This is a genomic window from Microbacterium pollutisoli (assembly GCF_053586795.1).
Window position 1 is genome coordinate 270,753 of record NZ_JBNYWT010000004.1, and the last position, 23,365, is coordinate 294,117.

Here is a 23,365-nt window from a genome sequence, read left to right on the forward strand (position 1 = left end):
GGCGCGCCGCGCCTCACACCGTCAGGGTGAGCTCGTCCGCCGTGGCCAGGTTCTCTCCGCCGCGGTAGCGGGTGCCGAGGTGCGACTCGGGCAGACGGTCGCCGCGCTCGAACAGCCGGTCCCGCAGCGAAGTCGGCGTCTCGTCCTGTTCACGCAGGCGCCCACGGCGGCGCAGCTCCGGCACCACCAGGTCGGCGAAGTCCCGGGCGGTGTCGAACGAGTGATACTGCCGCAGGTTGATGCCGTCGATGCCGGCCTCATCGAGCCACAGTTCGATCTCGTCGGCGACGACCTTCGGGGTGCCGGCCACGAAGAACCGGTCCTCGCGCCCGGCGACGATGGCGTCCAGCGCCTCGCCGACGGTGGCGCCCGGCAGCGGGAAACGACCGGTGGCCCCCGGCACATCGCTCAGTGGCGTCGACCGCGGATAGGCGGTCAGATCCACCGACAGGCTGGAGTGCGCGAGGATCCCGTCGAGGCTGGTGTGAGCCCGATAGGTGCGCAGCTTGTCCGCGGCCTCCTCTTCAGTGCGACCGACCACGACCCCGGCGCTGACGATGAATTTCACGTCACCGGCATCCCGCCCCTGCTCGATCGCGGCCGCGCGCATCTGCGCCGCGTTGCGCCGGAAGTCGTCGACCGACCGGCCGCCGGTGAAGACCACCTCGGCGTGCCGCCCCGCGAACGCGATGCCCGCCGGGGACCCGGTCGCCTGGAACAGCACCGGGGTGCGCTGCCGCGACGGTTCGGCCAGGTGCGGACCCTTCACGCGGAAGTGCTCGCCGACGTGGTCGATGTAGCGCACCTTCGACGGGTCGGTGTAGACCCCGCCGTCGCGGTCGCGTCGCACGGCGTCGTCGTCCCACGACCCCTCCCACAGCTTGTACAGCACATGCAGGTACTCATCTGCGATCTCATAGCGCCGGTCGTGCGGCACCTCGTCGTCGAGCCCGAAGTTCCGTGCCGCGTTGGGCAGGTACGAGGTGACGATGTTCCAGCCGATGCGTCCCTTCGTGAGGTGGTCGAGGGTGGACATGCGGCGCGCGAACGCGAACGGCGGCTCGTACGTCGTCGAGAACGTGACCCCGAAACCGAGCGTGCGGGTGACGGCGGCCATCGCCGGCACGACCAGCAGCGGGTCGTTGCTGGGGATCTGCATCCCCTCGCGCAGCGCCGTCTCAGGCCCGCCGCGGAAGGTGTCGTACGTGCCGATGACGTCGGCCAGGAACACGCCGTCGAACCCGCCGTCTTCGAGCAGCTGCGCCAGTTCGGTCCAGTACTCGATGTCGTTGAACCGCTCACGGTTGTTGCCCGGCAGCCGCCACAGCCCGTGAGTGATGTGGCTGACCGTGTTCATCTCGAACAGGTTCAGGATGAGGCGCTTCTTGTCCGTCATCGGCCGTCCTCTCCCGGGGTGGATGCCGGTGGCCCGACGTCGGGCGTCGCGGCGCCCTCGGGGCCTTTTGCGGGGGTGGATGCCGGTGGCCCGGCATCCGTGTCCGCCGCGGCGCCGCCCCACACCGGACGCCGGCCGTTGAGCTCGAAGTCTCCGACGGCGCGGCGGCGCTGGGCGGCCGGGTTGTGAGAGTGCACGGTGCGGGCGTTGCGCCAGTGCCGGTCGAGCGCGAGGTCGCGGCTGACGGCCGATGCTCCGCCCACCTCGAACAACTCGGTGATCGCGTCGAGCACGAGCGGTGCGACGACCTGCTGCAGCCGGAACACGTCCAGCAGTGCGTCGCCGAGCGCGTCGGCGTCACCGCTTCGCTGCCGCGCGAGCGCCCGTTCGATGTCGCGCGCGCCCGAGAGCACGAGCCGCACGGCCGCGTCGGCGGCGCTCGACACCGCGCCGACCGTTTCCTGCACCAGGGTGTCTTCCCGCGGCAGCGTCTCGCCCGCGAATCCGAAGATGCGCCGGCGGGGACGGACGAACGCGATCGTGTCGCGGAGCGCGGCTCGGCCGATGCCGGCGACGACCGCGAGCAGCACGAGCTGGAACACTGCGGCAAGATGGTCGCCGCGCTCGGTGGTCTCACCGGGCACGACGATGTCGGCCGGGTCGACGGCCACCCGGTCGAAGGTCGTCGTGCCGGTGCCGGTGAGCTGCTGGCCGAAGCCGTCCCAGTCGTCGACCGATGCGACCCCTGGGTCGGCGGCGGACACGGTGACGCCCACCCGCTGGTCACCGTCGACGGCGCTCAGGTAGATCCAATCGGCGTAGATGCTGCCGGTCGTGTAGTACTTGCGTCCGGTGAGCGTGACCCGGTCGCCGTCGCGGGTGAGTACCGTGGTGATGTCGGCTGTGGCGCCCCGCTCGGACTGCGCGTTGCCCACCAGGTCACCGGCGGCGATGCGGCCGAGCCAGGCGCGGGTGTGCGCCGCGTCGGTGTCGTACCCGGCGAGCAGGCTCTCGACGAACGCGATGTGCCCCCGGTAGATGTGCGCGAGGCTCGAGTCTGCCGTCGCGACCCGGATCAGTCGCTCGATCAGCTGCGCGAAGGTGGCGCCCAGCCCGCCCTCGTCGACCGGAAGCCGGAGCGCCCCGAACCCGATCGACTGCAGGGCGGCGACATCGTCGCGCAGCAGTGTGCGCGAGCGCTCCTGCTCGGCGGCGCGCGCGGTCACCCCGATCAGCAGCGCGTCGAGTTCCTGGTCGAACTGGTCGAGAGTCGCGATCGGCGGCGCGGCGAGGGTGGGGGAGGTCATGTCGAGCGACTGTAGGGGCGGGCCGCCCGACCCCGCGTGACGCGTTACGGTCTGCGGCCGTACATGTCGTAATGTGTCCTCACGCCCCGGCATCCACCCGTGTGGACGCTCGGGGTGCGCGAACTTCGGAAAATCGCACGAAGTTCGGATCGAAACCGCCCGTCGGCTCCGAAGTTCGCGACATTCTCCGAACTTCGTACGTGGGGGATGCCGGATGCCGCGCGCACCCGGCATCCACCCGCGCGAAGTCCGCAGAGTCGTGCGAAGTCCGCATCGCGTCGGCCGATCGGATGCGAGGTTCGTCGCATTCTGCGAACTTCGTACACGGGATGCCGGATGCGGGATGCCGCGCCGCCCCGGGCCCCGCGCCCCGCGCCGCGCCGCCCCGCGCGCCCCCTGAAAACGACGAAGGCCGCCCGGAACACCGGACGGCCTTCGCAAAGCGGGTGACTCAGTCGCCGCGCAGGATCGCGATCATGCGGAGGATCTCGACGTACAGCCACACGACCGTGACCATGATGCCGAAGCCGCCCATCCAGCCGAGCTCGCGGGGAGCCCCGTTGCGGACGCCGGTCTGGATCATGTCGAAGTCCTGCACGAGCGAGTACGCGGCCAGGATGACGACGAGCACACCGATGATCAGACCCAGCGGGATGCCGGCGATCGTCTGGCTGTACAGGCCGAAGGTGCCCTCGGTGACGCCGGTCCACATCAGGACGACGTTCAGCAGCGAGAAGACCAGGTAGCCCACCATCGCGATGAGGAAGATCTTGTTCGCCTTCTTGCTGGCGCGCACCTTGCCGCTGGCGAACAGGGCGAGGGTGACGCCGACGACCGCGAACGTCGCGAGCGAGGCCTGCAACACGATGCCGGGCCAGATCACCTCGAAGAACGCCGAGATGCCACCGACGAACAGGCCCTCGAAGGCCGCGTAGGCGAAGATCAGCGCCGGACGGACCTTCTTGCGCGAGCTGAAGATGACGACCATCGCCATGACGAAGCCGCCGAGCGCGCCGATGATCCACGGCATCATCGTGGGCTGGCCGGTGGCGGCCACCGGAGACATCGTCCAGATCCAGCCGACGACGGCGGTGACCAGCAGGACGGCGAACAGGCCGACCGTCTTCATGACCGTGTCCTCGACCGTCATACGGCCGGTGTCGATCGAGCTGGCGGACGGAGCGGCGAACATGCCCTCCATCTGGGCGTTCGCGGCGGCGTCCACCCCCTGGTGCGCCGCCGTGGCGTACTGGGTCTGTGCGCCGGGCTGCGGTGCCGCGGGCGGGGTCAGACCCGGCCGCTGCTCCTGGAACGCCGGATTGTTGAATGCGAAGTTGCCGGAGGCCATGTCTCTCCCAGTGTGGTCGGCAGAAAAGTTCTGTCGATCCAGCGTATCGCCAGAAGGGCATGCGTGTGCCGGTCCGTGGCTGGGAGAGGCCTAAGAAACGGTGGATACGCTGGACGGATGCCGCGTCGCACACCGCTCGTCATCGGCCACCGCGGCGCCCCCGGATACCGCCCCGAGCACACGCGATCCTCGTACGATCTCGCCCTCGAGCTGGGGGTGGATGCCGTGGAGCCCGACGTCGTGGTCTCCCGCGACGGCGTGCTCGTCGTCCGGCACGAGAACGAGATCGGGTCGACCACCGACGTGGGCACCCGCCCGGAGTTCGCCGACCGGCGCACCACCAAGACCGTGGACGGCACCGAGCTGACCGGCTGGTTCGCCGAGGACTTCACGTGGGACGAACTGGCCACACTGCGGTGCCGCGAGCGGCTGCCGCACCTGCGCGCCGCCAGCGCCAGCTTCGACGACTCCCAGCCCGTGCTGCGCCTGCGCGACGTGCTCGACCTCGTCCGGCAGGCCTCGCTCGACCAGGGGCGCGAGATCGGCGTCGTGCTCGAGATCAAGCACGCCACCTATATGTCCGGCCTCGGGTGGGACCTGGCCGCGCTCATCGCCGCCGAACTGCGCGAAGCGGGCTGGGCGGACGGCGCGCTGCCGCTGACGGTGGAATCGTTCGAAGGCACGATCCTGCAACAGGTGCGCGACCACGGCATCCGCGGCACGTACATCTTCCTCTGCGAGTCGCGCGGCCGGCCGTTCGACCTGGTGGCGTCCCGGGGCCGCCGCGCGCCCACCTACCGGTCGCTGCTGGAACCGGCCGGGCTCGACACCCTGGTCGGCCACGTCGACGGGATCAGCCTCGACAAGCGCCTCATCCTCGCGCCCGACCGCCGCGGACGCGCCACCGCACCCGCGCCCGTCGTCGCCGACGCCCACGCCCGCGGACTGCGCGTGTTCACCTGGACCTGCCGGCCCGAGAACGCCTTCCTGATCGCACAGTTCCGCCAAGGCCGCGACAAGGCGGCCTTCGGTGACTACGAATCCGAATGGCAGCTGATCGCGGATGCCGGCGTCGACGGCGTCTTCGTCGACCACCCCGACCTGGGCGTCGGCTTCTTCCGCGCAGGCGGCTCCCGCTGAGAAACCGCCGAGTCATTCTCAGCGAACGCATAGCGGGGCCCTAGGGTGAGCGCATGACAGATGTCGGGATCAGCGCTCGCGGGGTGCGGCGTTCGTTCGGAAACGTCCATGCCGTCCGCGATGTGTCGCTGGACGCGCGCGCCGGCGCCGTCACGGGCCTGGTCGGCCCCAACGGCTCGGGCAAGACCACCCTGCTGCTCATCCTGGCGTCGCTTCTGACGCCGGATGCCGGGGCCGTGCGCATCGGCGGCGTCGACCCGGTCGCCGATCCCGCCGCGGCGCGGGCGCTGCTGGGGTGGATGCCGGACACCCTCGGCGCCTGGGCGTCGCTGACGGCGCGCGAGACCATCGTCACGACCGGCCGGCTCTACGACCTCGACCGGGATGTGGCCGCCCGCCGCGCCGCCGAACTGCTCGACACCGTGGGGCTCGCTGATCTCGCCGACGCACCGGCGAAGGTGCTCTCCCGCGGACAGAAGCAGCGGCTGGGGCTGGCCCGCGCCCTCGTGCACGACCCGCGGGTGCTGCTGCTCGACGAGCCGGCGTCGGGCCTGGACCCGCAGGCGCGCATCGACCTGCGGGCGCTGCTGCGGCGCCTGGCCGCCGAAGGGCGCACGGTGCTGATCTCCAGCCATATCCTCGCCGAGCTCGAAGAAGTCGTCGACGACGCCGTGTTCCTCATCGCCGGCCAGACCGTCAGTGCGGAGCGGGTGGCGGCCGCCGCCACCCGCGAGCGTGCCTGGCGCGTGCGCCTCGCCGACCGGGACGCGCAGGCGGGCGCCCAGCCGGTCGCGCTGGCCCTCGGCCGCGAGATCACCGGCATCCACATCGACCGGCGGGACCTGATGGTGACCTTCGCCTCCGACGCCGACGCGGCCGCCGGGCTGGCGGCACTGGTCGGTGCCGGGCTTCCCGTCGCCGAGTTCTCGGCCGCGGCCGGCACCCTCGAACACACCTTCCTCGACCTCGAAGGCGGCCGACGATGAACCTCACCCGGCTGTGGACGATCGCGCGGCTCGAGCTGCTCCAGCGCATCCGGACCGTCTCCTGGTACATCCTGCTGGGCGTCTTCGCGGTCGTGCTGATCGCCGTGACGGTGTTGGCGTTCTTCGCGTTCGGCATCGTCGACCAGGCGGGCGCGGGCGTGTACTCGATCGTCGTCTACGTCACGCTGCTGCTCGTGCTGCTGGTCTCGCCGACGCTCAGCGGCAACAGCATCAACGGTGACCGGGATGCCGCGACCCTCGCCCCCGTCCAGGTGACCCTCGCGACCACCGCCGAGATCCTGCTGGGCAAGTTCACCGCCGCGTGGCTGACCGGGCTGGCGTTCGCCGTCGTGGCGGCGCCCTTCCTGATCATCGCGACCTTCGCCGGCGGCGTCGACCCGCTCACCGTCGTGATCTCGCTCGCCGTGCTCATCGTGGAGACAGGTGTCATCGCCGCCATCGGCGTCGCGATCAGCGGGATCGTCGCACGGCCGCTGTTCTCGGTGGCCGCCACCTACCTGATCGTCGCTGCGCTGGCAATCGGCACGCTCATCGGCTTCGGGCTGGTCGGCGCGAGCATCACGAGCGAGGGCGTCAACAAGTACCGTGCGGTCGAGTATGACCCGGCGACCGGTATGCCGCTGTGCCAGGACGGTGTGGCGGACTGCAGTAACGACCCGGAGAGCATGCAGTGCGGCCGGTGGCAGGTCGACACCTGGCGCGTGCCGCGGTTCGACCGGGTGTGGTGGATGCTGGCGGCCAACCCCTTCGTCATCCTCGCCGACGCGACCCCGCCGAGGTTCACCGCCGACGGCTACCCGGTGGACGCGTTCGGGTGGCTGCAGGCAGGGGTGCGCACCGCGCAGCTGCCGCCCGAGCTGGAGACCACCTGGGACGAGTGCGCCCCGTGGGCGGAGCAGGAGGAGTCGCCGTCCGTCGAGGAGTCGATCGCCGGCACGGTGCCCAGCTGGTTCGTCGGCCTGGGCGGCCAGATCGTGCTGGCGGCGGGATTGATGTGGTGGGCGTGGGCCCGCACTCGCACCCCCGCGCGCACCCTGCCACCCGGCACGCGCATCGCCTGACCGATCTGCCAAGATGAGATTCCTCTCATCTTGGCAGGGTGCTCCTTTCGGTTGCTGTCAGTGTCTGCATAGCCTCCTATCAGCCTTCACTCATCTTCGTGGAGGCTTGTGTCTCCACACCCGGAAGGCGGTCCCATGCAACGACGCATCCTGGCAGTGGTCGGAGCCCTCGCGCTCACACTGCCGACATCCGCGGCCTTCGCCGCGTCACCCGGTGACGATCCGTCATCGCGATTCCTGGAAGCCGGCTCGGCCGGACAGCTCGACAGCACGATCGACGCGGCCGCGGCGGATCCCGACCGTCAGGTCACCGTCGTGATCGAGATGGAGGGCGACCCCGTCGCCGTCGTCGAGGCCGAGAAGGGGCGCGACCTCACCAAGAGCGAGCGTGCGACCGTGAAGAGCTCCCTGAAGAAGAAGCAGGACGCCATCCGCGGGTCCATCAAGGGCAAGGGCGGCAAGATCCAGGCCCAGATGCAGTCCGCCTACAACGGCATCCAGGCCACTGTGCCGGCCGGCGAGGTCGCCGCGCTCGAAGCACTGCCCGGCGTCGTGGCCGTGCACTCGGTGGTTGCGCAGGAGCTCGACAACGCCGTCTCGGTGCCGTTCCTCGGCGTCCCCGAGGTGTGGCAGAGCACCGGGTACACCGGTGAGAGCATCAAGGTCGCGATCATCGACACCGGCATCGACTACACCCACGCCACCTTCGGTGGACCGGGCACCGTCGAGGCCTACGAGGCGGCCGCCGCCACGTCCGACCAGGAAGCCGACCCGGCGCTGTTCGGGCCCGCGGCCCCGCGCGTGAAGGGCGGCATCGACCTCGTCGGCGACGACTACGACGCCGGCGGCGAGGGCGCGGCCCTCATCCCGCAGCCCGACCCCAACCCGCTGGACTGCCACGGCCACGGCACCCACGTGGCCGGCACCACCGGCGGCAGCGGCGTGCTCGCGGACGGGTCGACCTACCCGGGTCCGTACGACGAGTCCACCAGTGGCAACGACTTCCTCGTCGGCCCCGGTGTCGCTCCCGAGGTGGAGCTGTACGGCGTCCGGGTGTTCGGCTGCGACGGATCCACCGACGTGACCGTGCAGGCCATCGACTGGGCCGTCGACAACGGCATGGACGTCATCAACATGTCGCTCGGCTCGCCGTTCGGCCGCAGTGACGACCCGTCGGCCGTCGCCGCTTCCAACGCGGTCGGTGCGGGCGTGGTCGTGGTGACCTCGGCCGGCAACTCGGGCCACAACCCCTACCTCACCGGCTCGCCCGGTGCCGGTGACGGGGTCATCGCCGTCGCGGCGGTCGACAGCACCGAGTCGTTCCCCGGGGCGATCGTGACCACCGGTGGCACCGACGTCGAGGCGATCAACGCCAACGGCGCCGACCTGTCGGCAGTCGGCGAGCTCGAGGTGGTCGTCGTCACCGACGATCCGGCCACCACGGCCAACGAGGCGCTGGGCTGCGCGGCATCCGACTTCACGCAGGCGGGCATCACGCCCGGCGGCGGGCAGCTCGCCGTCGTCACGCGCGGCTCCTGCGCGCGGGTGGCCAAGGCGATCTTCGGCCAGCAGGCCGGGGCCGAGGCAGTCGTCATGGTCAACAGCGACAACACGCTGCCCCCGTACGAGGGCGCCATCACGTCGAACCCCGACGACGGCACGCCGTACGTCGTGACCATCCCGTTCCTGGGTGTGCGCGCGTCGGACGGCGCGGCGTTCACCACGGGCGAGACGGCAACGATGGTCGCCGCCGAGATCGCCAACCCCGGATTCCGGGGCTACGCGAGCTTCACCTCGTCCGGCCCGCGCAGCGGTGACAGCGCGATCAGCCCGAATGTGGCCGCACCCGGCGTGGCGATCGCCTCGGCGGGCGTGGGCACCGGCAACGGCGCGGCGATCATGTCGGGCACCTCGATGGCGGCCCCGCATGTGGCCGGCGTCGCGGCGCTGGTCGTGCAGTCGCACCCCGACTGGACGGCACCCGAGGTGGCGTCGGCGATCGTGTCGACGGCCGACCCCGACAAGGTGGCCGGGCAGAGCAACACGCTCGGCGGCGTGGGTCTGGTCGACACCGCGCAGGCGGTCGCCACGACGGTCACCGCGACCGGCGACGCGTTCCGCACGGAGAGCGGCTGGGCGCGCGAAGCGGGGCTGAGCTTCGGCTTCGAGGAGTCCACGCGCGGCTTCGCCGGTGTCAAGACGGTCACGGTGCGCAACGACGGTGACGAGACGGTGCGGTTCAACGTATCGACCGTGGCGACCGAGGAGTCGGTGGAGGCCACGGTGCGCGTCGCGCCCAAGTCGGTGACGGTGCGGCCCGGCCGCACCGCCAAGATCGCCGTGACCCTGCGGGCGTCGGCCTCCGACGTGCCCGGGTCGCTCAGCGGTGACCAGTTCTCGTTCTCGGAGATCTCGGGTGACATCGTGCTCACGTCCGACCAGGCCACGCTGCGGGTGCCGTACCTGCTCGTGCCGCGGTCGAACAGCGACGTGACCACGAACACGAAGCGACTGGTCTCCAAGCGCGACCAGGGCCTGGTCACCGCGGACATCGACCTGCGCAACCGGCGCGGTGCGCTGGATGCCACGGCCGACGTCTACACGTGGGGGCTGAGCGACAAGAAGGACGTCGCACGGTCGTTCGCCAAGACCGGCTTCGACCTGCGCGCGGCCGGTGTCCAGTCGTTCGCCGCGGGCGGCGACCACCTGCTCGTGTTCGCCGTGAACACCTACGACCGCTGGTCGAACGGTGCGAGCAACGAGTTCGACGTGGTCATCGACAACAACGGCGACGGCACGCCCGACTGGATCGTGTTCTCCTACGACTCCGGCGCGGTGCGGGCCGGGTCGGTCGACGGGGTCACCGAGGTGTTCCTGCAGGAGATCAGCACCGGGAACCTCTACGCGAGTGGGTTCCTGGCGCAGGCTCCGACCGACAGCAGCTCGATCCTGCTGCCGGTGTGGGCCGGTGACATCGGCGTGGCGGGCGCGTTCGACTACACGGTCGAATCGTTCAGCCTCACCACCGACGGCTCGGACGCGATGCCCGGCTGGGCGGCGTACGACCCGACCGCCCCGGCGGTCAGCAACGGTCAGTTCGCCACCGTTCCGGTGCGCGGCAGCGCCACCGTGTCGGTCGAGGTCGACACCGCGGCGGCCGCCGAGCAGGGCACGCTGGGCAGCATGATCGTCGTTCCCGACAACGAGTCGGGCGCCGACGAAGCGCTGCTGGTGAAACTGCGCTGACGAGTGATCCGGAAGGGGCGGCATCCGCGAGGGTGCCGCCCCTTCCGCGCGCCGCGCGCTCTCGCCCCTTCGCCGAGCCGCCTAGTTTTGTGCGAGCCGCCTGGTTTCGGACGGGCCGCAGGTAGGCGTCTCGCACAGGGGTGGGCGTCTCGCGGGGCGGAGCGGAGCGGAGCGGTGCTGCGCGGCGCGGGGCCAGGTGCGGGGGTGCTCTCGCCCCTTCGGCGTGCGCCATCGCTCCTTCGCCGAGCCGCCTAGCTTTGTGCGAGACGCCTACTCTCGGACGGTCCAGAGGTAGGCGTCTCGCACAGGGGTAGGCGTCTCGCGGGGCGGCGCTGCGCGGCGCCGCGCGGAGCGCGGCGGGTCAGCGGTCGCAGAGGCGGGGGGAGTCGCCGTGGCCGAAGCGGTAGTCGTACTGCGAGCCGTCGACGGCGACGATCACCCGCATCCCCTCGACGACGGCCTGTGTGTACGACATGCCCGGCTGCGGGCAGCCCAGCGACCCGTCGCTGAAAGTCACGTTCTCGGCGGAGACCAGCTCGGGCGTGGCGGTGATGCCCCGCGCGGCAAGGTCATCGACGATCGCGTCCCAGCGTGCCGCGGGCACCTCGGCGGGCGTGCCGGTGGGTGTCGCCGCCGGTGAGGGCGTCAGGGGGCCGGGGGTCGTGGTCTGGAACCGGTCGGTCGGGCTCGCGCTCGGACTCGTGCTGGGGGTCGTGGGATCGGGCATGGCTCCTTCCGAAGCACAGGCGGTAAGCAGCGCCGCAAGGGCGAGAGTGGATGCCAGGGTGACGACGCGTCGCATGGGAACCTCCTCGTCGCTGAAAGGGTACGCCTGATGCCTGCAAGATTCCGGCGAATCAGGGCTGTTTCCGCGGTGGGGGCGGCGGTGCGTCCAGCGCGCGGAGCATGCGGGCCAGCGTTTCTCGCAACTCGCTCCGGGCGGGTTCGACCAGGTCGGTCGTGTACTCGACCCCGGCGGGGATCCATGACAGGCCGTACATCGTCTCGCGGAAGCCGCTGCCGCCGACGGGCCAGCGGGTGTGTGCGGCATCCTCGGCGGTCGCGCCCTGCCCCCACTGCCCGAAGTGTGCGCGCATCTCAGCCAGCGGCAGCGCCATCACGGCATCAGCTTCGACCGCCTGCCGGCCCCACGACCGGGCCACGAAGATGAACTCCTCGACCTCCTCGGCGCTCAGTGCGCGTGGTGTGAACAGCACGCGCGTGTGCTCCACGTGGGTGAGCCGGTCGATGCGGAACGTGCGCCAGTCGTCCTTGTCGAGGTCCCAGCACAGGAGATACCAGTGCCGGTCGGCCGGGGCCAGCACGTGCGGCTCGACGCGGCGCCGGGTGACCTCCCCGGATGCGGACGTGTACGAGAAGCGGACCCGCTCGTGGTCGCGGCAGGCCAGGGCGAGTTCGCCGAGCACCTCGGTCGACACCGCGGCGCCGGAGTTGATGCCGGCCGGCTGCACCGTCTCAGCCAGCGCGTTGACGCGCCGCCGCAGCGGTGCGGGCAGCACCTGTTCGAGCTTCGCAAGCGCGGTCAGCGTGGTGTCGGGTCCGCTCACGAGCCGTTGCGACGCCGCCAGGCGCAAACCGATCGCCATCGCCACGGCCTCTTCGTCGGTCAGCAGCAGCGGCGGCAAGGCGCTGCCCGCTTCGAGGCGGTACCCGCCCGATGCGCCGGGTGTCGACTCGATGCGATAGCCCAGCAGACGCAGCCGCTCGACGTCGCGACGGACGGTGCGCTCGGTCACCCCCAGCCGGTCGGCCAACTCGGCACCCGGCCAGTGCCGGTGCGTCTGCAGCAGGTTCAGCAGCGACAGTGCGCGGGTCGTGGTGTCGGACATGCTCCCAGGTTGTCAGAAATCGAGGACAGAAACTGTCCGCATGCGGGTCTAGCGTGAGCGCATGGCGAACGAAACGATCATCGAGGCGCACGGACTGACCAAGCGCTTCACGGTGAAGAAGAAGACCGTCGAGGCGGTCACCGACCTCACGTTCCAGGTCACCCGCGGCGAGCTCGTCGCGTTCCTGGGCCCCAACGGTGCGGGCAAGTCGACCAGCCTGCGCATGCTCACGACCCTCCTCCCGCCCACGGCCGGCACCGCCCGCGTCGTCGGGCACGACATCCTCCGGCAGTCGGCCGGCGTCCGGGCCCGCATCGGCTACGTCGGGCAGCTGACCAGCGGCAGCTTCGCCCAGCGCGCCCGCGACGAGCTGCTGAGCCAGGGCGCGTTCTACGGCATGACGAAGAGCGCCTCGCGCGCTCGGGCCGATGAGCTCATCGACTCGCTGGAACTCGGCGGATTCGCCAACCGGTCGGTGCAACAGCTCTCGGGTGGCCAGAAGCGCCGGCTCGACGTGGCGCTCGGCCTCATGCACGCCCCGCCGCTCCTGTTCCTCGACGAGCCGTCCACCGGCCTCGACCCGCAGAGCCGGGCGAACCTGTGGCACCACATCCTCGAACTGCGCCGCAGCCACGGGACGACCGTCTTCCTCACGACGCACTACCTCGAGGAGGCCGACCGCTACGCGGAGCGCGTCATGGTCATGGACCGCGGCCGGGTCATCGCCGACGACACCGCCGCGCACCTCAAGGCGAACCTCGCCGGCGACGTGGTCACATTCGGATTCACCTCCGAAGCCGACGCGGCAGCCGCCGTCGCGGTCGTGCAGCGACTGACCGATCGCGACGTGGTCCGCACCGGCGACGTCGTGACCGTGACCGCCCCCGACGGGGATGCGCTGCTGCCGACGGCCGTCCGTGAGCTGGATGCCGCGGGCATCACCGTCGCCCGCGCCACCGGCGTTCCGCCCACGCTGGACGACGTGTTCCTTGCGCTCACCGGTCGCACGCTGCGCGAGGCGGCTGAAGGCGAACCCTCGGACGACGCCGAAGAGGACAGCGCCGAAGTCGGCGACACCGAAGCGGATGACCTCGGCGCAGCCGATCACCCGGAGACCGCCGGTGCCGGCGGCCCGGCATCCGCCCCCGCACCGTCACCCACCGAAACCGTCCCCGAAGGAGCAGACCGATGACCGTCACCGAACCGCGGACCGATACCGCCGTGCGACCCGGTCCCGCCCGCGACACGTGGCACGTGCTCACCCGCGAATTGAAGCCCGTGCTCCGCGACCCCTTCACGCTCATCTTCAGCCTCGTGCAGCCGCTCGTGTTCCTCGGGCTGTTCGCACCGCTGCTGGTCGGCACATCGGGTGCCCCGATCGGCGAGACGCTGCAGTGGTTCGTGCCGGGCGTGCTCGTGATGATCGTGCTGTTCGGTACGGGCGCGACCGGGTCGAATCTGCAGTACGAGATGATGACCGGTTCGCACGAGCGCACCCTCGTGGCACCGCTGGCGCGGTCGTCGCTGCTGGTCGGCCGCGCGCTCAAGGAGATCGCGCCGATCGTGGTGCAGGCGGTCATCATCGTCCTGATCGCCTGGCCTTTCGGGTTCACGATCGACGTTGTGGGCCTCGTGATCGGGCTCGCACTGCTGGCGGTGTTCGGGGTGGGTCTCGGCTCGCTGTCCTACGCGCTGGCGCTGAAGACGAAGGACCGCGAGTGGCTGTTCTGGGGCGTGCAGCAGACGCTGATCTTCCCGCTGCTGATCCTGTCGGGCATGCTGCTGCCGCTGGACGAGGGCCCGGCGTGGATGCGGGCGGTCGCGACCGTGAATCCGATCAACTGGGTCGTGCAGGCCGAGCGCGCGCTGCTGGCCGGCGACGTGACCGATGTCACCGTGCTGTGGGGATGGATCGCAGCGGCGGCCGTCGCGATCGTCGGACTGCTCGTGGGCATCCGCGCGATGCGCCGCAGCAGCTGACTTGAGTGCCCCGTGCCCGGAGAGCCCCGTCGTGGACTCTCCGGTCCGGCGGCGTCCGCGCGGCGGACTCTCCGGGCCCGGCGGCAGGTTGTGATCGACCCGTTATCGCGTTCGGGGGTTCGGTCGTGCGCACGGGATTAGCCTTCTCGGGTGACGAGTGCGCGGCGACGAGGAATCGTCGCTGTCGCGATCCTCCTCGTGCTCCTCGCGCTCGGTGCCGGGGTAGGCGTGGTCACCGGCGACGTGCTGGGCATCCGCACCGAGCCGGCCGCGCAGATGACGCCCGCCGAGCCCGCGGCGCCCGAGGTGCCCGCCGCCGTCGTGCCTCCGCACATCTCGGTCGTCGGCACCCTCAAGACTCCGCGGCTGAGTGCAGCGGCCATGACGCTGCTCGACGCGGTCGAGGCCGCCGGGGCCACGGAGGGGAAGGCGACGGTCACCCTGCGCGTCTCCGACAGCGGGCTCATGGATGCCGGGATCGCGGCCGAGTCCTATCGACTCACCGGCACCGCCGAGCGCACCGCCGAGCGCATCGTCGTCGAGGCGGCCGACGAGGCGTCCGCCGCGCGCGCCCTCTACGACATGGCGTCCGCCGTGCGCGCCGGGCGTTCGATCACCGCGCACCTCGGCGAGGCGGTCACTGCCCGGTTGCCGCTGCGGATGGTGGATCTCGGTGCCGTGGGGGTGAGCCCCGACGCGGCCGAATGGGCCGACGGCTCCGACTATTCCCACGCGTCGCGGGCGTTCGCCGACGTCATCCTGCCCGAAGCGCCGTACATCGACCAGATCGCCCTGCAGGCCGCCTACCGCGAGTTCAACGAGTTCATCCGGCACTCCCTCGCCAACGGGTTCAACGCGGTCGCGTTCCCGGGGTTCGTCGAGTTCGTGACCTTCGCGCAGGCGCCCGGCGGCCCGGTCTACGGCGCCGACGACCCCCACGCTGCGCGTGCACTCGCCCTGCGCGAGGCGTTCGCGCCGTTCTGGGACCGCGCCGACGCGCTGGGCATGCGCGTGTTCCTGCGCACCGAAATGCTGGCCCTCACCGCGCCGCTCGAGGCGTACCTGGTCGACCGGTTCGGATCGCTCGACACCGAGGATCCCGCATTCTGGCAGACCTACACCGCCGGGCTCGACGAGCTCTATGCGGCAGCGCCCTCCCTCGACGGCGTGCTCCTGCGCATCGGCGAGGCCGGTGACGTGTACGACGTGCCCGGCTGGGAGGTGTTCTCGTCTCTGGCGGTCACCACGCCCGAAGCCGTGGGCGCGATGCTCGACGCGTTCACCGCACAGGCCGAAGCGGCCGCGCGCGAAGTGATCTTCCGCACCTGGAGCGTCGGGGTCGGCGGCGTCGGCGACATGCACACCGACGTCGAGGCGTACCAGGCGGTGCTCTCCGGCATCCACTCGCCGGCTCTCATCGTCTCCACGAAGTACACGCTCGGCGACTTCTACGCCTGGCTGCCGCTCAACGACACCCTGCTGCAGGGCAAGCACCGGCGCATCGTCGAGCTGCAGAGCCGGCGCGAGTTCGAGAACTTCGGGGCCTTCCCGAACGACCTGGGCGCCGAGTACCAGTGGGCACTGCAGCGGCTGCTCGCCGCGAACGAGAACATCGAGGGCGTCTGGGCGTGGACGCAGGACGGTGGACCCTGGCGCGCCGGCCCGATGACCCTCTACCTCAAGGCGGGATTCTGGCAGCTGTACGAGCTGAACACGCAGCTCGCCGGTGCGCTGGCGCTCGACCCCGACATCGACGTCGCGCAGGTGACGGCGGACTGGGCGCGCGAGTGGTTCTCGGATGATCCGGAGACGATCCGGGCGATCACGGCGGTCATGGCGCAATCGCGCACGGCGATCATGCAGGGCCTCTACATCGAGCCGTTCGCCCAGCAGCGGGTGACGGCGCTCGGGCTCGAGCCGCCGCCGATGATGTGGATCTTCGAGTGGGACATCCTCACCGGCGACTCCGCGGTGCTCAGCGTGATGTACCAGGTCGTGCGCGACGCGACCGGCGGCGACATCGACCAGGCCCTCGCCGGCGGTCGACAGGCGGTGGCCACCGCAGAGCAGATGCGGGCCACGATCGCGGCGACGGATGCCGGAGGCTGGCACGCCCCGGCACTGCGCACCGCGCTCCTCGAGACCCTCGACTACGAGGTCGACGTGATGCGCCTGCTGGCGGGGTATCGCGAGATGATCCTCGCGCAGGGGCAGTGGCACGACACGTTCACCGTCGAGGCCCACGACCGGTGGCGCGCGGCCCGTGACGCGTACGTGGCCCTGGCGGCATCGCACCTCGAGCAGTACGCGGGCGACCTCGAGCATCCGGCGTACAACCTGACCGCAGCGCAGCTGGGCGTCAACCGCGGCGACCGTGACGTGATGATGTCGTGGCTGGCGCGGGGGCTGCTCGCGCTCGCCGTCGCGTGGGTCGTGATCGGCAGCCTCGCGGCACGGACGAGCCTGATCCGCCGGCCCGGCGCGGCTGCGGCGCGGCTCACGTGGCTGGCATCCACCCGCCCGTGGCGGGCCCGCGAGTCGACCCTCGGCATGTTCGATCTCGACCGGTGGCTGACCCTCATCATCCCGGCGGGCCTGCTGGTCGCGACGCGCGCCGTGCAGACCTCGCTGCTGTCGTGGGTCGACCTCGCGCTCATCCTCGGGGCGTGGGTGGTGTTCGCACTCGTTGTACGGCTGTGCGTCGGGCGACGCTCGCCGTGGCCGGTGATCGCCGCGGTGGGCGGGGCGGTGGTGCTGCGCTGCATCGTGACGCTGTTCGCGCTGTCGTTCACCGGGCCCGGGGGCTACTGGTTCGCGTTCTGGACCGACCCCGTGCTGCGCACGGCGTACATCGCCGTCGCGTTCGCGCTGTTCGTGTGGGTGTTCATCGCCGCGGCCTGGGCCATGGCCGAGCAGGTGGGCGCGCGCCGGGCCACCGGTTTCGTGCTCACCGCCGTGGGTGCGGGGCTCACGGTACCGGCGGTCGTCGTGGGTGCGGTGGGCCTGGAGCGGGTGCTCACCATCTGGAACGACCAGATGGGCCTGCTGCCGTGGGGCCTGGCGCGCATCCTCGGGATCACGACCTACCTGGAGATCCCCACCGCGTCGGCCTGGTACGCCGCGGGGGCCGGCGTGCTGCTGGTGGTGGCCGGTGTGCTGCTCGCGCTGCGCTGGCGGGGCGGGGATGGCGGGGCGCCGTCCGTGGGCGCCGGCGCTGTGCGCGGACGGTAGCGACCCGGAGCGCAGTGCGGGGCGGCAGCCGCCTCAGTCCATGCCGAGATAGTCCTCGATCAGGAAGCCGGTCTCACCGGCGTGGGTCGACACGAACAGGTGCCCGGCGCCCTCGATCGTGGTGAGGCTCACCAGGTGCGGCGCGGACGCGCGCAGCTGCTCGCCGTTGGCGGGCGGTGCGACCTGGTCGTCGGAGCCCTGGATGATCAGCACCGGGTGGTGGCCGGTCAGTGCAGCCCATTCGGCTTCCGGCGTCGCCGCCAGCGCGGCGGTCTGGATGCCGGAGATCTCGGCGTCCTGCGGCAGCCCGGCCGTCGTGTCGTCGTCCCCAGCGTCGGGGCCGTCGACGGTGAGCAGCAGCACGCCGTCGACCCGTTCGTCGTGGTCGAGCGCCACGGTGCGGGCGACCGAGCCGCCGAAGCCGTGGCCGCCGACCCAGGCGTCCTCGAAACCGAGGTGGTCGAGCACATCGACGACGTCTTGCGCGAGGTCGTGCATCGTGGCGGCGGCGGTGCGGCGCGCTCCGATGCGCACGACGCGGAAGCCCTCCTCTTCGAGCACCATGGCCAGCGTGCCGAGGTAGGTGATCTCGAGGCCGCGGCCGGGCAACAGCACCAGCACGGGGCCCTCGCCCGCGCCGTCGACGATGTAGCGGATGGCGCGGCCGTCCGGCTCGAAGATGCTGGCTTCTGTCGTGGTCATGGGGCCCTCTCGCGTCGTGCGGTCGGTGTCCAGTTTCCCAGCCTCCGGCCCGCGTCGCCAATCCCGCGCCCCGCCGCGGCGTGGACCCGCAGCCGCCGCACCCCGGTCCTTGTGCCCGCACGTCAAGCCCCTCGGCGGCCGGATGTCGGACGCATAGTTTTCGGCCATGGCATCCACCTCACCCCGCCGCAGGCGGGTGGTCACCGCCGTGCGGTCTGCGGCCGATGAGGCCACCGCCGCGTCGCGGCTGCTGCTCGCGCTGAAGACCGCCCTGGCCGCCGCCGTGGCCTGGTATCTCGCGCCGTTCGTGCCGTTCGCCGACGCGGAGTACTCCTACTACGCGCCGTTGGGCGTGCTCGTGAGCATGCACCCCACCGTGGTCGACTCGGTGCGATCCGGCCTGTTCTCGCTGGTCGGGTTGGCGTGCGGAATCGTCCTGGGACTGGGGGGACTGGCGATCACCTCAGCCGGAGCTCCCGGCATCGTCGCCCTCGCCGTCGTGGTCGGCGCCGGGGTCGCCCTCGGCGGTGTGCGTGCGCTCGAGACGGGACGCGACTGGATCGCGATCGCCGGGCTGTTCGTGCTGCTGCTGGGCGGCCGGGAGGCCGACGAGTTCTCCCTCTCGTACCTGGTGACCATGGGGTTCGGTGTGGTCGTCGGCGTGGCTGCCAACTCTCTGCTGCTCCCGCCGCTGTATGTGCGCGAGGCGGGCGACCGGCTGAGCGAGCTGCGCGGCGGCATCGTCGCGCTGCTGACGCGCATCGCGGAGATGGTGGATGCCGGCGACGTCGACGCGGCCGAACTCGACCGGGATGCCGATGCGCTGGCCGCCCTGGTCGACGCCGTGGCCGCCGATGTGCAGGACGCCGAGCGCAGCCGTCGCGGCAACCCCCGCGCGCGCCGCGTCGGCGATGTGTCCGAGCAGAACTCGCGGCGCTGGTGGGCGCTGGAGCGCACCGGCTTCTTCGCGCGCGACGTCGCCGACCTGGTCGCCCGCACCCCGGGGGTCGTCGACGGCTCGCAGGGCCGACCCGGGCTGCTGACCCGGGCGCTGCGCAGTACCGCCGACGCCGTCGCCGTGCCGCCCGGCGGGGCCGACGCGGACGAGAAGGTCCGCACGGCCGCCGACGCCGTCGAGCACTACGCCGCGAGCCTGGACGGGGGTGTCGGCCCGGCATCCGCTCTGGCCTCGTCACTCGGGCGCATCACGTCGATGTCGCGCCCGCTGGAGTGAGCGGGGCACGCCGATGTCGATCGACGCGACGGCGGGAGTCGAACCCGCTGCACTGCCGGTATGACCCGGAGCCCGGACCGACCGGATCGCCGCGTTGACCCCGGGTGACTGGTGGCCACCGCGAGGGCACGCCCACGCTACCCGGCGCCCCCGACCCTGAGGGCGCGGATGACCGGGGGTTCCGGCATGCGTCCCCGTATGACGTGTCGGCTAGCACACCGGGCCGCGCGGATCCGCAGTGGGCTCCCAGGAACGCGCGGGTAGCGTGGAGTCTGGGCCTCCGTCCTATCGGTGGCCTCCCCATCCCCCCGATTCCTGAAGAGGTGTTCGTCATGCGTGCCCGTCGTGCCGCTCTTGTTTCCCTGACCGCCATCGCCGGCCTCACCCTCGCCGGCTGTGCCTCCAGCTCCACCGACGAGCCCACCGACGCCGCCTCGTCGAGCACCGTCGTCGCCTCGTCGTGGGAAGACCCCGCGGCCGCAGGCGACCGCGTCGGCGCCGAGGGTGTCGAACTGCAGGTGTGGAGCAACACCACGCCCGACGAGTCCGCCGTGGCCACCCTGGGTGAGCCCGCCGAAGGCACCCAGTGGGTCACGCTGAACGTCGCCCAGTGGGTCGCGGACGAGGGCCTGTCCGATGTCGACGTCGCCCCCGTGCTGCGCTCGACGGCGGACGACGCGTTCGAGGCCGCGGGTGTCTCGCCGCGCAGCGTCGAGGTGCCGATGACCGCCGACCAGCTCTACACGTACGTCTGGAGCTTCGAAGTGCCGGCCGAGCTCGTCGACCCGACCGAGCTCATCGTGTGCACGAGCGCCGATGAGGTCGCCGGCTGCAGCGCCATCGCCGCCGAGTAATCCTCCGCAGACGCAGTCCGGCCGGGCCCTCACGGGGTTCGGCCGGACTTCTTTTCGGTGCTGACGGCCTTTTCGGGCGACGACGGCGGCCGGTCGCCGTCAGGTAGTGCGGACGATGTCCTTGCCCAGCGGCATGAGCGAGATCGGCACCATCTTGAAGTCGGCGATCGCCATCGGGATGCCGATGATCGTGAGGCACAGCGCGATGCCCGACGCGATGTGCGCCAGCGCCAGCCACCAGCCGGCGAAGAGCACCCAGATCACATTGCCCAGGAACGAGCCGACACCGGCGGTGGGCTTGGCCACGATCGTGCGCCCGAACGGCCAGATCACGTACGCGGCGGTGCGGAACGAAGCGATCGCCCACGGGATCGTGATGATCGGAACGCACAACAGGATGCCGGCGATCACATAGCCGACGAACAGCCAGAAGCCGGCGAAGATCACCCAGATGATGTTGAGCAGCGTGCGCATGGCTCCATTGTCCCCGTGCGGGCTGGGTGGATGCCGGGGGCCGGTGTCGGGCGGCGAGCCTAGACTTGACGGGCCATGCCTGAACCTGTCAAGCCCGTGATCGTGGGCGACTCTTCCGCGCGCGCCGACGACGATCTGCTGCGCGGCCTCAACCCACCGCAACGCGACGCCGTCACCTACCGCGGCCCGGCTCTGCTCATCGTCGCCGGGGCCGGTTCCGGCAAGACCAGCGTGCTCACCCGCCGCATCGCGTCGCTGCTGCGGAACCGGGAGGCCTGGCCGAGCCAGATCCTCGCGATCACGTTCACCAACAAGGCCGCCGGCGAGATGCGCGAGCGCGTGCAGCAGCTGGTGGGCGACAGTGCGCAGAGCATGTGGATCTCGACGTTCCACTCCGCGTGCGTGCGGATCCTGCGGCGTGAGGCGCGGCAGTTCGGTTTCACCAAGAGCTTCACCATCTACGACTCGGGCGATTCGCGGGCGCTCATCAAACGCCTCGTCAAGGAGCATGAAGCCGACGCGTTCGGCCTCACCCCGGCATCCGTGCAGTCGCGCATCTCGAAACTCAAGAACGAGCTGGCCGATGCCGAGTCGTTCGCGCGGCAGGCGAACCTCTCCGACCCGGCCGAGCGGCTGTTCGCCGAGATCTTCAGCGACTACCAGCGGGCGCTGCAGAAGGCGAACGCGTTCGACTTCGACGACCTGATCGCCCAGACGGTGTACCTGTTCCGCGCCTTCCCGCACGTGGCCGACGTCTACCGCCGCCGGTTCCGGCACATCCTGGTCGACGAGTATCAGGACACCAACCACGCGCAGTACGCGCTCATCCATGAGCTGACGCGGCCGGTCGTCGGCGATGCCGAGCCGTATGCCGCCGGCGGCATGATGATCTTCGAGGCCTCCGAGGCCCCCGAACTCGAGGGTGCGTCGCTGACGGTGGTGGGTGACTCCGACCAGTCAATCTACGCGTTCCGGGGCGCCGACATCCGCAACATCACCGAGTTCGAGCGCGACTTCCCCGGCGCCAAGGTCGTGCTGCTCGAGCAGAACTACCGCTCGACGCAGAACATCCTGTCGGCGGCGAACGCCGTCATCAGCCACAACTTCGACCGCAAGGACAAGAAGCTGTGGACCGATGTGGGCGACGGGGACCCCATCATCGGGTTCACCGGCTATTCGCAGCACGACGAGGCACAGTTCGTGGCCGACGAGATCGAAGCGCTGCGTGCCAAGGGCGTCGACTACGCCCAGATGGCCGTGTTCTACCGCACCAACTCGCAGTCGCGTGCCCTGGAGGAGATCTTCATCCGCGCCGCGGTGCCGTACAAGATCATGGGCGGCACGAAGTTCTACGACCGCGCCGAGATCAAGGATGCGATGGCCTACCTCATCGCGGTCGCCAACCCCGCTGACGAGCTCGCCGTGCGGCGCATCGTGAACAAGCCGCGCCGGGGCATCGGCGACGTGACGATCGAGGCGATCTCGCGCTACGCCGCCGAGGAGGGGATCACCTTCCGCGACGCGCTCGCCAACGCGTCGGCGCTCGGAGTCGGACCCAAGCTCCAGAAGGCGATCGCGCAGCTCGACGCCGTGCTGGCCGAGGCGAGTGAGATCATGCTGCCCTCGTCGGGCGAGATCGCCCCGCCCACCGCGGTGACCGAGGGGCTCACGCTGCTGCTCAACAAGTCCGGGTACTCCGACGCGCTGCGCATGTCCAAGGATCCGCAGGACGAAGCGCGCGTCGAGAACCTCGACGAGCTCATCGCCGTGACCCGCGAGTTCGCCCGCAACAATCCCGAGGGCACCGTGCTCGACTTCCTCACCGAGGTGGCGCTGGTGTCGGATGCCGACGACCTCGAGGATGCGTCGGGGGTCGTCTCCCTGATGACGATGCACACCGCCAAGGGCCTCGAGTACGACGCCGTGTTCGTCACCGGTGTCGAAGAGGACCTCATCCCGCATCGCATCTCGGCGGGGGAGCCCGGCGGACCTCAGGAGGAGCGGCGTCTGTTCTACGTTGCGCTCACCCGCGCGCGCAAGCGCCTCTACCTGTCGCTGGCGATGACCCGGGCCCAGTTCGGGGAGGTGTCGGTCGCCATGCCGAGTCGCTTCCTGCAGGAGATCCCGCACGAGCTGATCGACTGGCGGCAGTCGCCGGGCGATGTGAACTCCCGTGGCGGCTCCCGCTCGCGGGCCCTCAACGCGCGCCGGCCCGGCGGCGGGTTCGGTGGCACCTCCGGCGGTCGGTACGGAGACGATCTGGTGCCTCTGCCGCGTCGCGAGAAGCCGGCCGGATCGATCGAGAAATTCGCCAACCGCATCCCGGCGAAGGTCCGCGACAACAGCGGCCTCGAGCTGGCGCCCGGTGATCGCATCCGGCACGACGACTTCGGTGAGGGCCGCGTCGACCTGGTCACGGGCGAGGGCGCCAAGCGCGTGGCGCACGTGCGATTCGACAGTGCCGGGGCCAAGAAGCTGCTCATCAAGATCGCGCCGATCAGCAAGCTGTAGGCCTTCTCGGGGACGAGGCAGCTT

Annotated in this window: 17 protein-coding genes; 10 read left to right on the forward strand and 7 right to left on the reverse strand. The window is 70.9% G+C overall.

Translation table 11 applies throughout. The features are described from left to right. Nucleotides 1–13: 13 nt before the first annotated feature. The 3 genes from ACQ143_RS10990 to ACQ143_RS11000 form a co-directional block, all read right to left on the reverse strand. A complete protein-coding gene (locus ACQ143_RS10990) occupies nt 14–1,396 on the reverse strand; it encodes an NtaA/DmoA family FMN-dependent monooxygenase (RefSeq protein WP_449570726.1) in 1,383 nt (460 codons plus the stop codon). Then, nucleotides 1,393–2,703, reverse strand: a complete 1,311-nt coding sequence (locus tag ACQ143_RS10995) for a hypothetical protein (protein WP_449570727.1) — start codon at nt 2,701–2,703, stop codon at nt 1,393–1,395. Before ACQ143_RS10995 ends, ACQ143_RS10990 begins: the two co-directional genes overlap by 4 nt. A 451-nt stretch (nt 2,704–3,154) precedes the next feature. After that, nucleotides 3,155–4,051: a Bax inhibitor-1/YccA family protein gene (locus tag ACQ143_RS11000; protein WP_449570728.1), complete on the reverse strand. Its 897-nt coding sequence runs from the start codon at nt 4,049–4,051 to the stop codon at nt 3,155–3,157. Between the two features lie 117 nt (nt 4,052–4,168). Between ACQ143_RS11000 and ACQ143_RS11005 the strand changes: the two genes are divergently transcribed. From ACQ143_RS11005 to ACQ143_RS11020, 4 genes are all read left to right on the forward strand, one after another. Beyond that, nucleotides 4,169–5,191, forward strand: a complete 1,023-nt coding sequence (locus tag ACQ143_RS11005; protein WP_449570729.1) for a glycerophosphodiester phosphodiesterase family protein — start codon at nt 4,169–4,171, stop codon at nt 5,189–5,191. A gap of 53 nt (nt 5,192–5,244) precedes the next feature. Next, nucleotides 5,245–6,177 (forward strand): ABC transporter ATP-binding protein, encoded by a 933-nt coding sequence (locus ACQ143_RS11010; RefSeq protein WP_449570730.1) that lies wholly within the window; start codon nt 5,245–5,247, stop codon nt 6,175–6,177. After that, nucleotides 6,174–7,259 (forward strand): ABC transporter permease, encoded by a 1,086-nt coding sequence (locus ACQ143_RS11015; RefSeq protein WP_449570731.1) that lies wholly within the window; start codon nt 6,174–6,176, stop codon nt 7,257–7,259. The genes ACQ143_RS11010 and ACQ143_RS11015 overlap by 4 nt, the downstream gene beginning before the upstream one ends. Before the next feature lie 135 nt (nt 7,260–7,394). Then, nucleotides 7,395–10,505, forward strand: coding sequence for a S8 family serine peptidase (locus tag ACQ143_RS11020; RefSeq protein ID WP_449570732.1), 3,111 nt, complete (start codon nt 7,395–7,397; stop codon nt 10,503–10,505). Between the two features lie 361 nt (nt 10,506–10,866). Here ACQ143_RS11020 and ACQ143_RS11025 read toward each other — a convergent pair whose 3' ends face one another. Continuing rightward, nucleotides 10,867–11,307 (reverse strand): hypothetical protein, encoded by a 441-nt coding sequence (locus tag ACQ143_RS11025; protein ID WP_449570733.1) that lies wholly within the window; start codon nt 11,305–11,307, stop codon nt 10,867–10,869. Between the two features lie 55 nt (nt 11,308–11,362). Beyond that, entirely contained in the window at nt 11,363–12,355 is a 993-nt protein-coding gene (locus ACQ143_RS11030) for a helix-turn-helix transcriptional regulator (protein WP_449570734.1), read from the reverse strand. A 61-nt stretch (nt 12,356–12,416) separates the two neighbouring features. Here ACQ143_RS11030 and ACQ143_RS11035 point away from each other — a divergent pair, with 61 nt between their 5' ends. From ACQ143_RS11035 to ACQ143_RS11045, 3 genes are all read left to right on the forward strand, one after another. Next, a complete protein-coding gene (locus tag ACQ143_RS11035; protein ID WP_449570735.1) occupies nt 12,417–13,547 on the forward strand; it encodes an ATP-binding cassette domain-containing protein in 1,131 nt (376 codons plus the stop codon). Further along, on the forward strand, nt 13,544–14,335 hold the full coding sequence (locus ACQ143_RS11040) for an ABC transporter permease (RefSeq protein WP_449570736.1): 792 nt from the start codon (nt 13,544–13,546) through the stop codon (nt 14,333–14,335). The genes ACQ143_RS11035 and ACQ143_RS11040 overlap by 4 nt, the downstream gene beginning before the upstream one ends. Before the next feature lie 150 nt (nt 14,336–14,485). Then, the gene (locus tag ACQ143_RS11045) at nt 14,486–17,566 is read left to right on the forward strand and encodes a hypothetical protein (RefSeq protein WP_449570737.1); all 3,081 of its coding nucleotides are present in this window, start codon (nt 14,486–14,488) and stop codon (nt 17,564–17,566) included. A gap of 33 nt (nt 17,567–17,599) precedes the next feature. Here the strand turns inward: ACQ143_RS11045 and ACQ143_RS11050 are convergent, their stop codons facing one another. Then, entirely contained in the window at nt 17,600–18,268 is a 669-nt protein-coding gene (locus ACQ143_RS11050) for an alpha/beta fold hydrolase (protein WP_449570738.1), read from the reverse strand. A 166-nt stretch (nt 18,269–18,434) separates the two neighbouring features. Between ACQ143_RS11050 and ACQ143_RS11055 the strand changes: the two genes are divergently transcribed. Both ACQ143_RS11055 and ACQ143_RS11060 read left to right on the forward strand, forming a co-directional pair. After that, entirely contained in the window at nt 18,435–19,502 is a 1,068-nt protein-coding gene (locus ACQ143_RS11055) for an FUSC family protein (RefSeq protein ID WP_449570739.1), read from the forward strand. A gap of 332 nt (nt 19,503–19,834) precedes the next feature. Next, a complete protein-coding gene (locus tag ACQ143_RS11060) occupies nt 19,835–20,356 on the forward strand; it encodes a hypothetical protein (RefSeq protein ID WP_449570740.1) in 522 nt (173 codons plus the stop codon). Between the two features lie 99 nt (nt 20,357–20,455). Here the strand turns inward: ACQ143_RS11060 and ACQ143_RS11065 are convergent, their stop codons facing one another. Next, nucleotides 20,456–20,830, reverse strand: a complete 375-nt coding sequence (locus tag ACQ143_RS11065; protein ID WP_449570741.1) for a YccF domain-containing protein — start codon at nt 20,828–20,830, stop codon at nt 20,456–20,458. Nucleotides 20,831–20,905: 75 nt separating this feature from the next. Here ACQ143_RS11065 and ACQ143_RS11070 point away from each other — a divergent pair, with 75 nt between their 5' ends. Then, nucleotides 20,906–23,341, forward strand: coding sequence for an ATP-dependent helicase (locus tag ACQ143_RS11070; RefSeq protein WP_449570742.1), 2,436 nt, complete (start codon nt 20,906–20,908; stop codon nt 23,339–23,341). Nucleotides 23,342–23,365 lie beyond the last annotated feature (24 nt).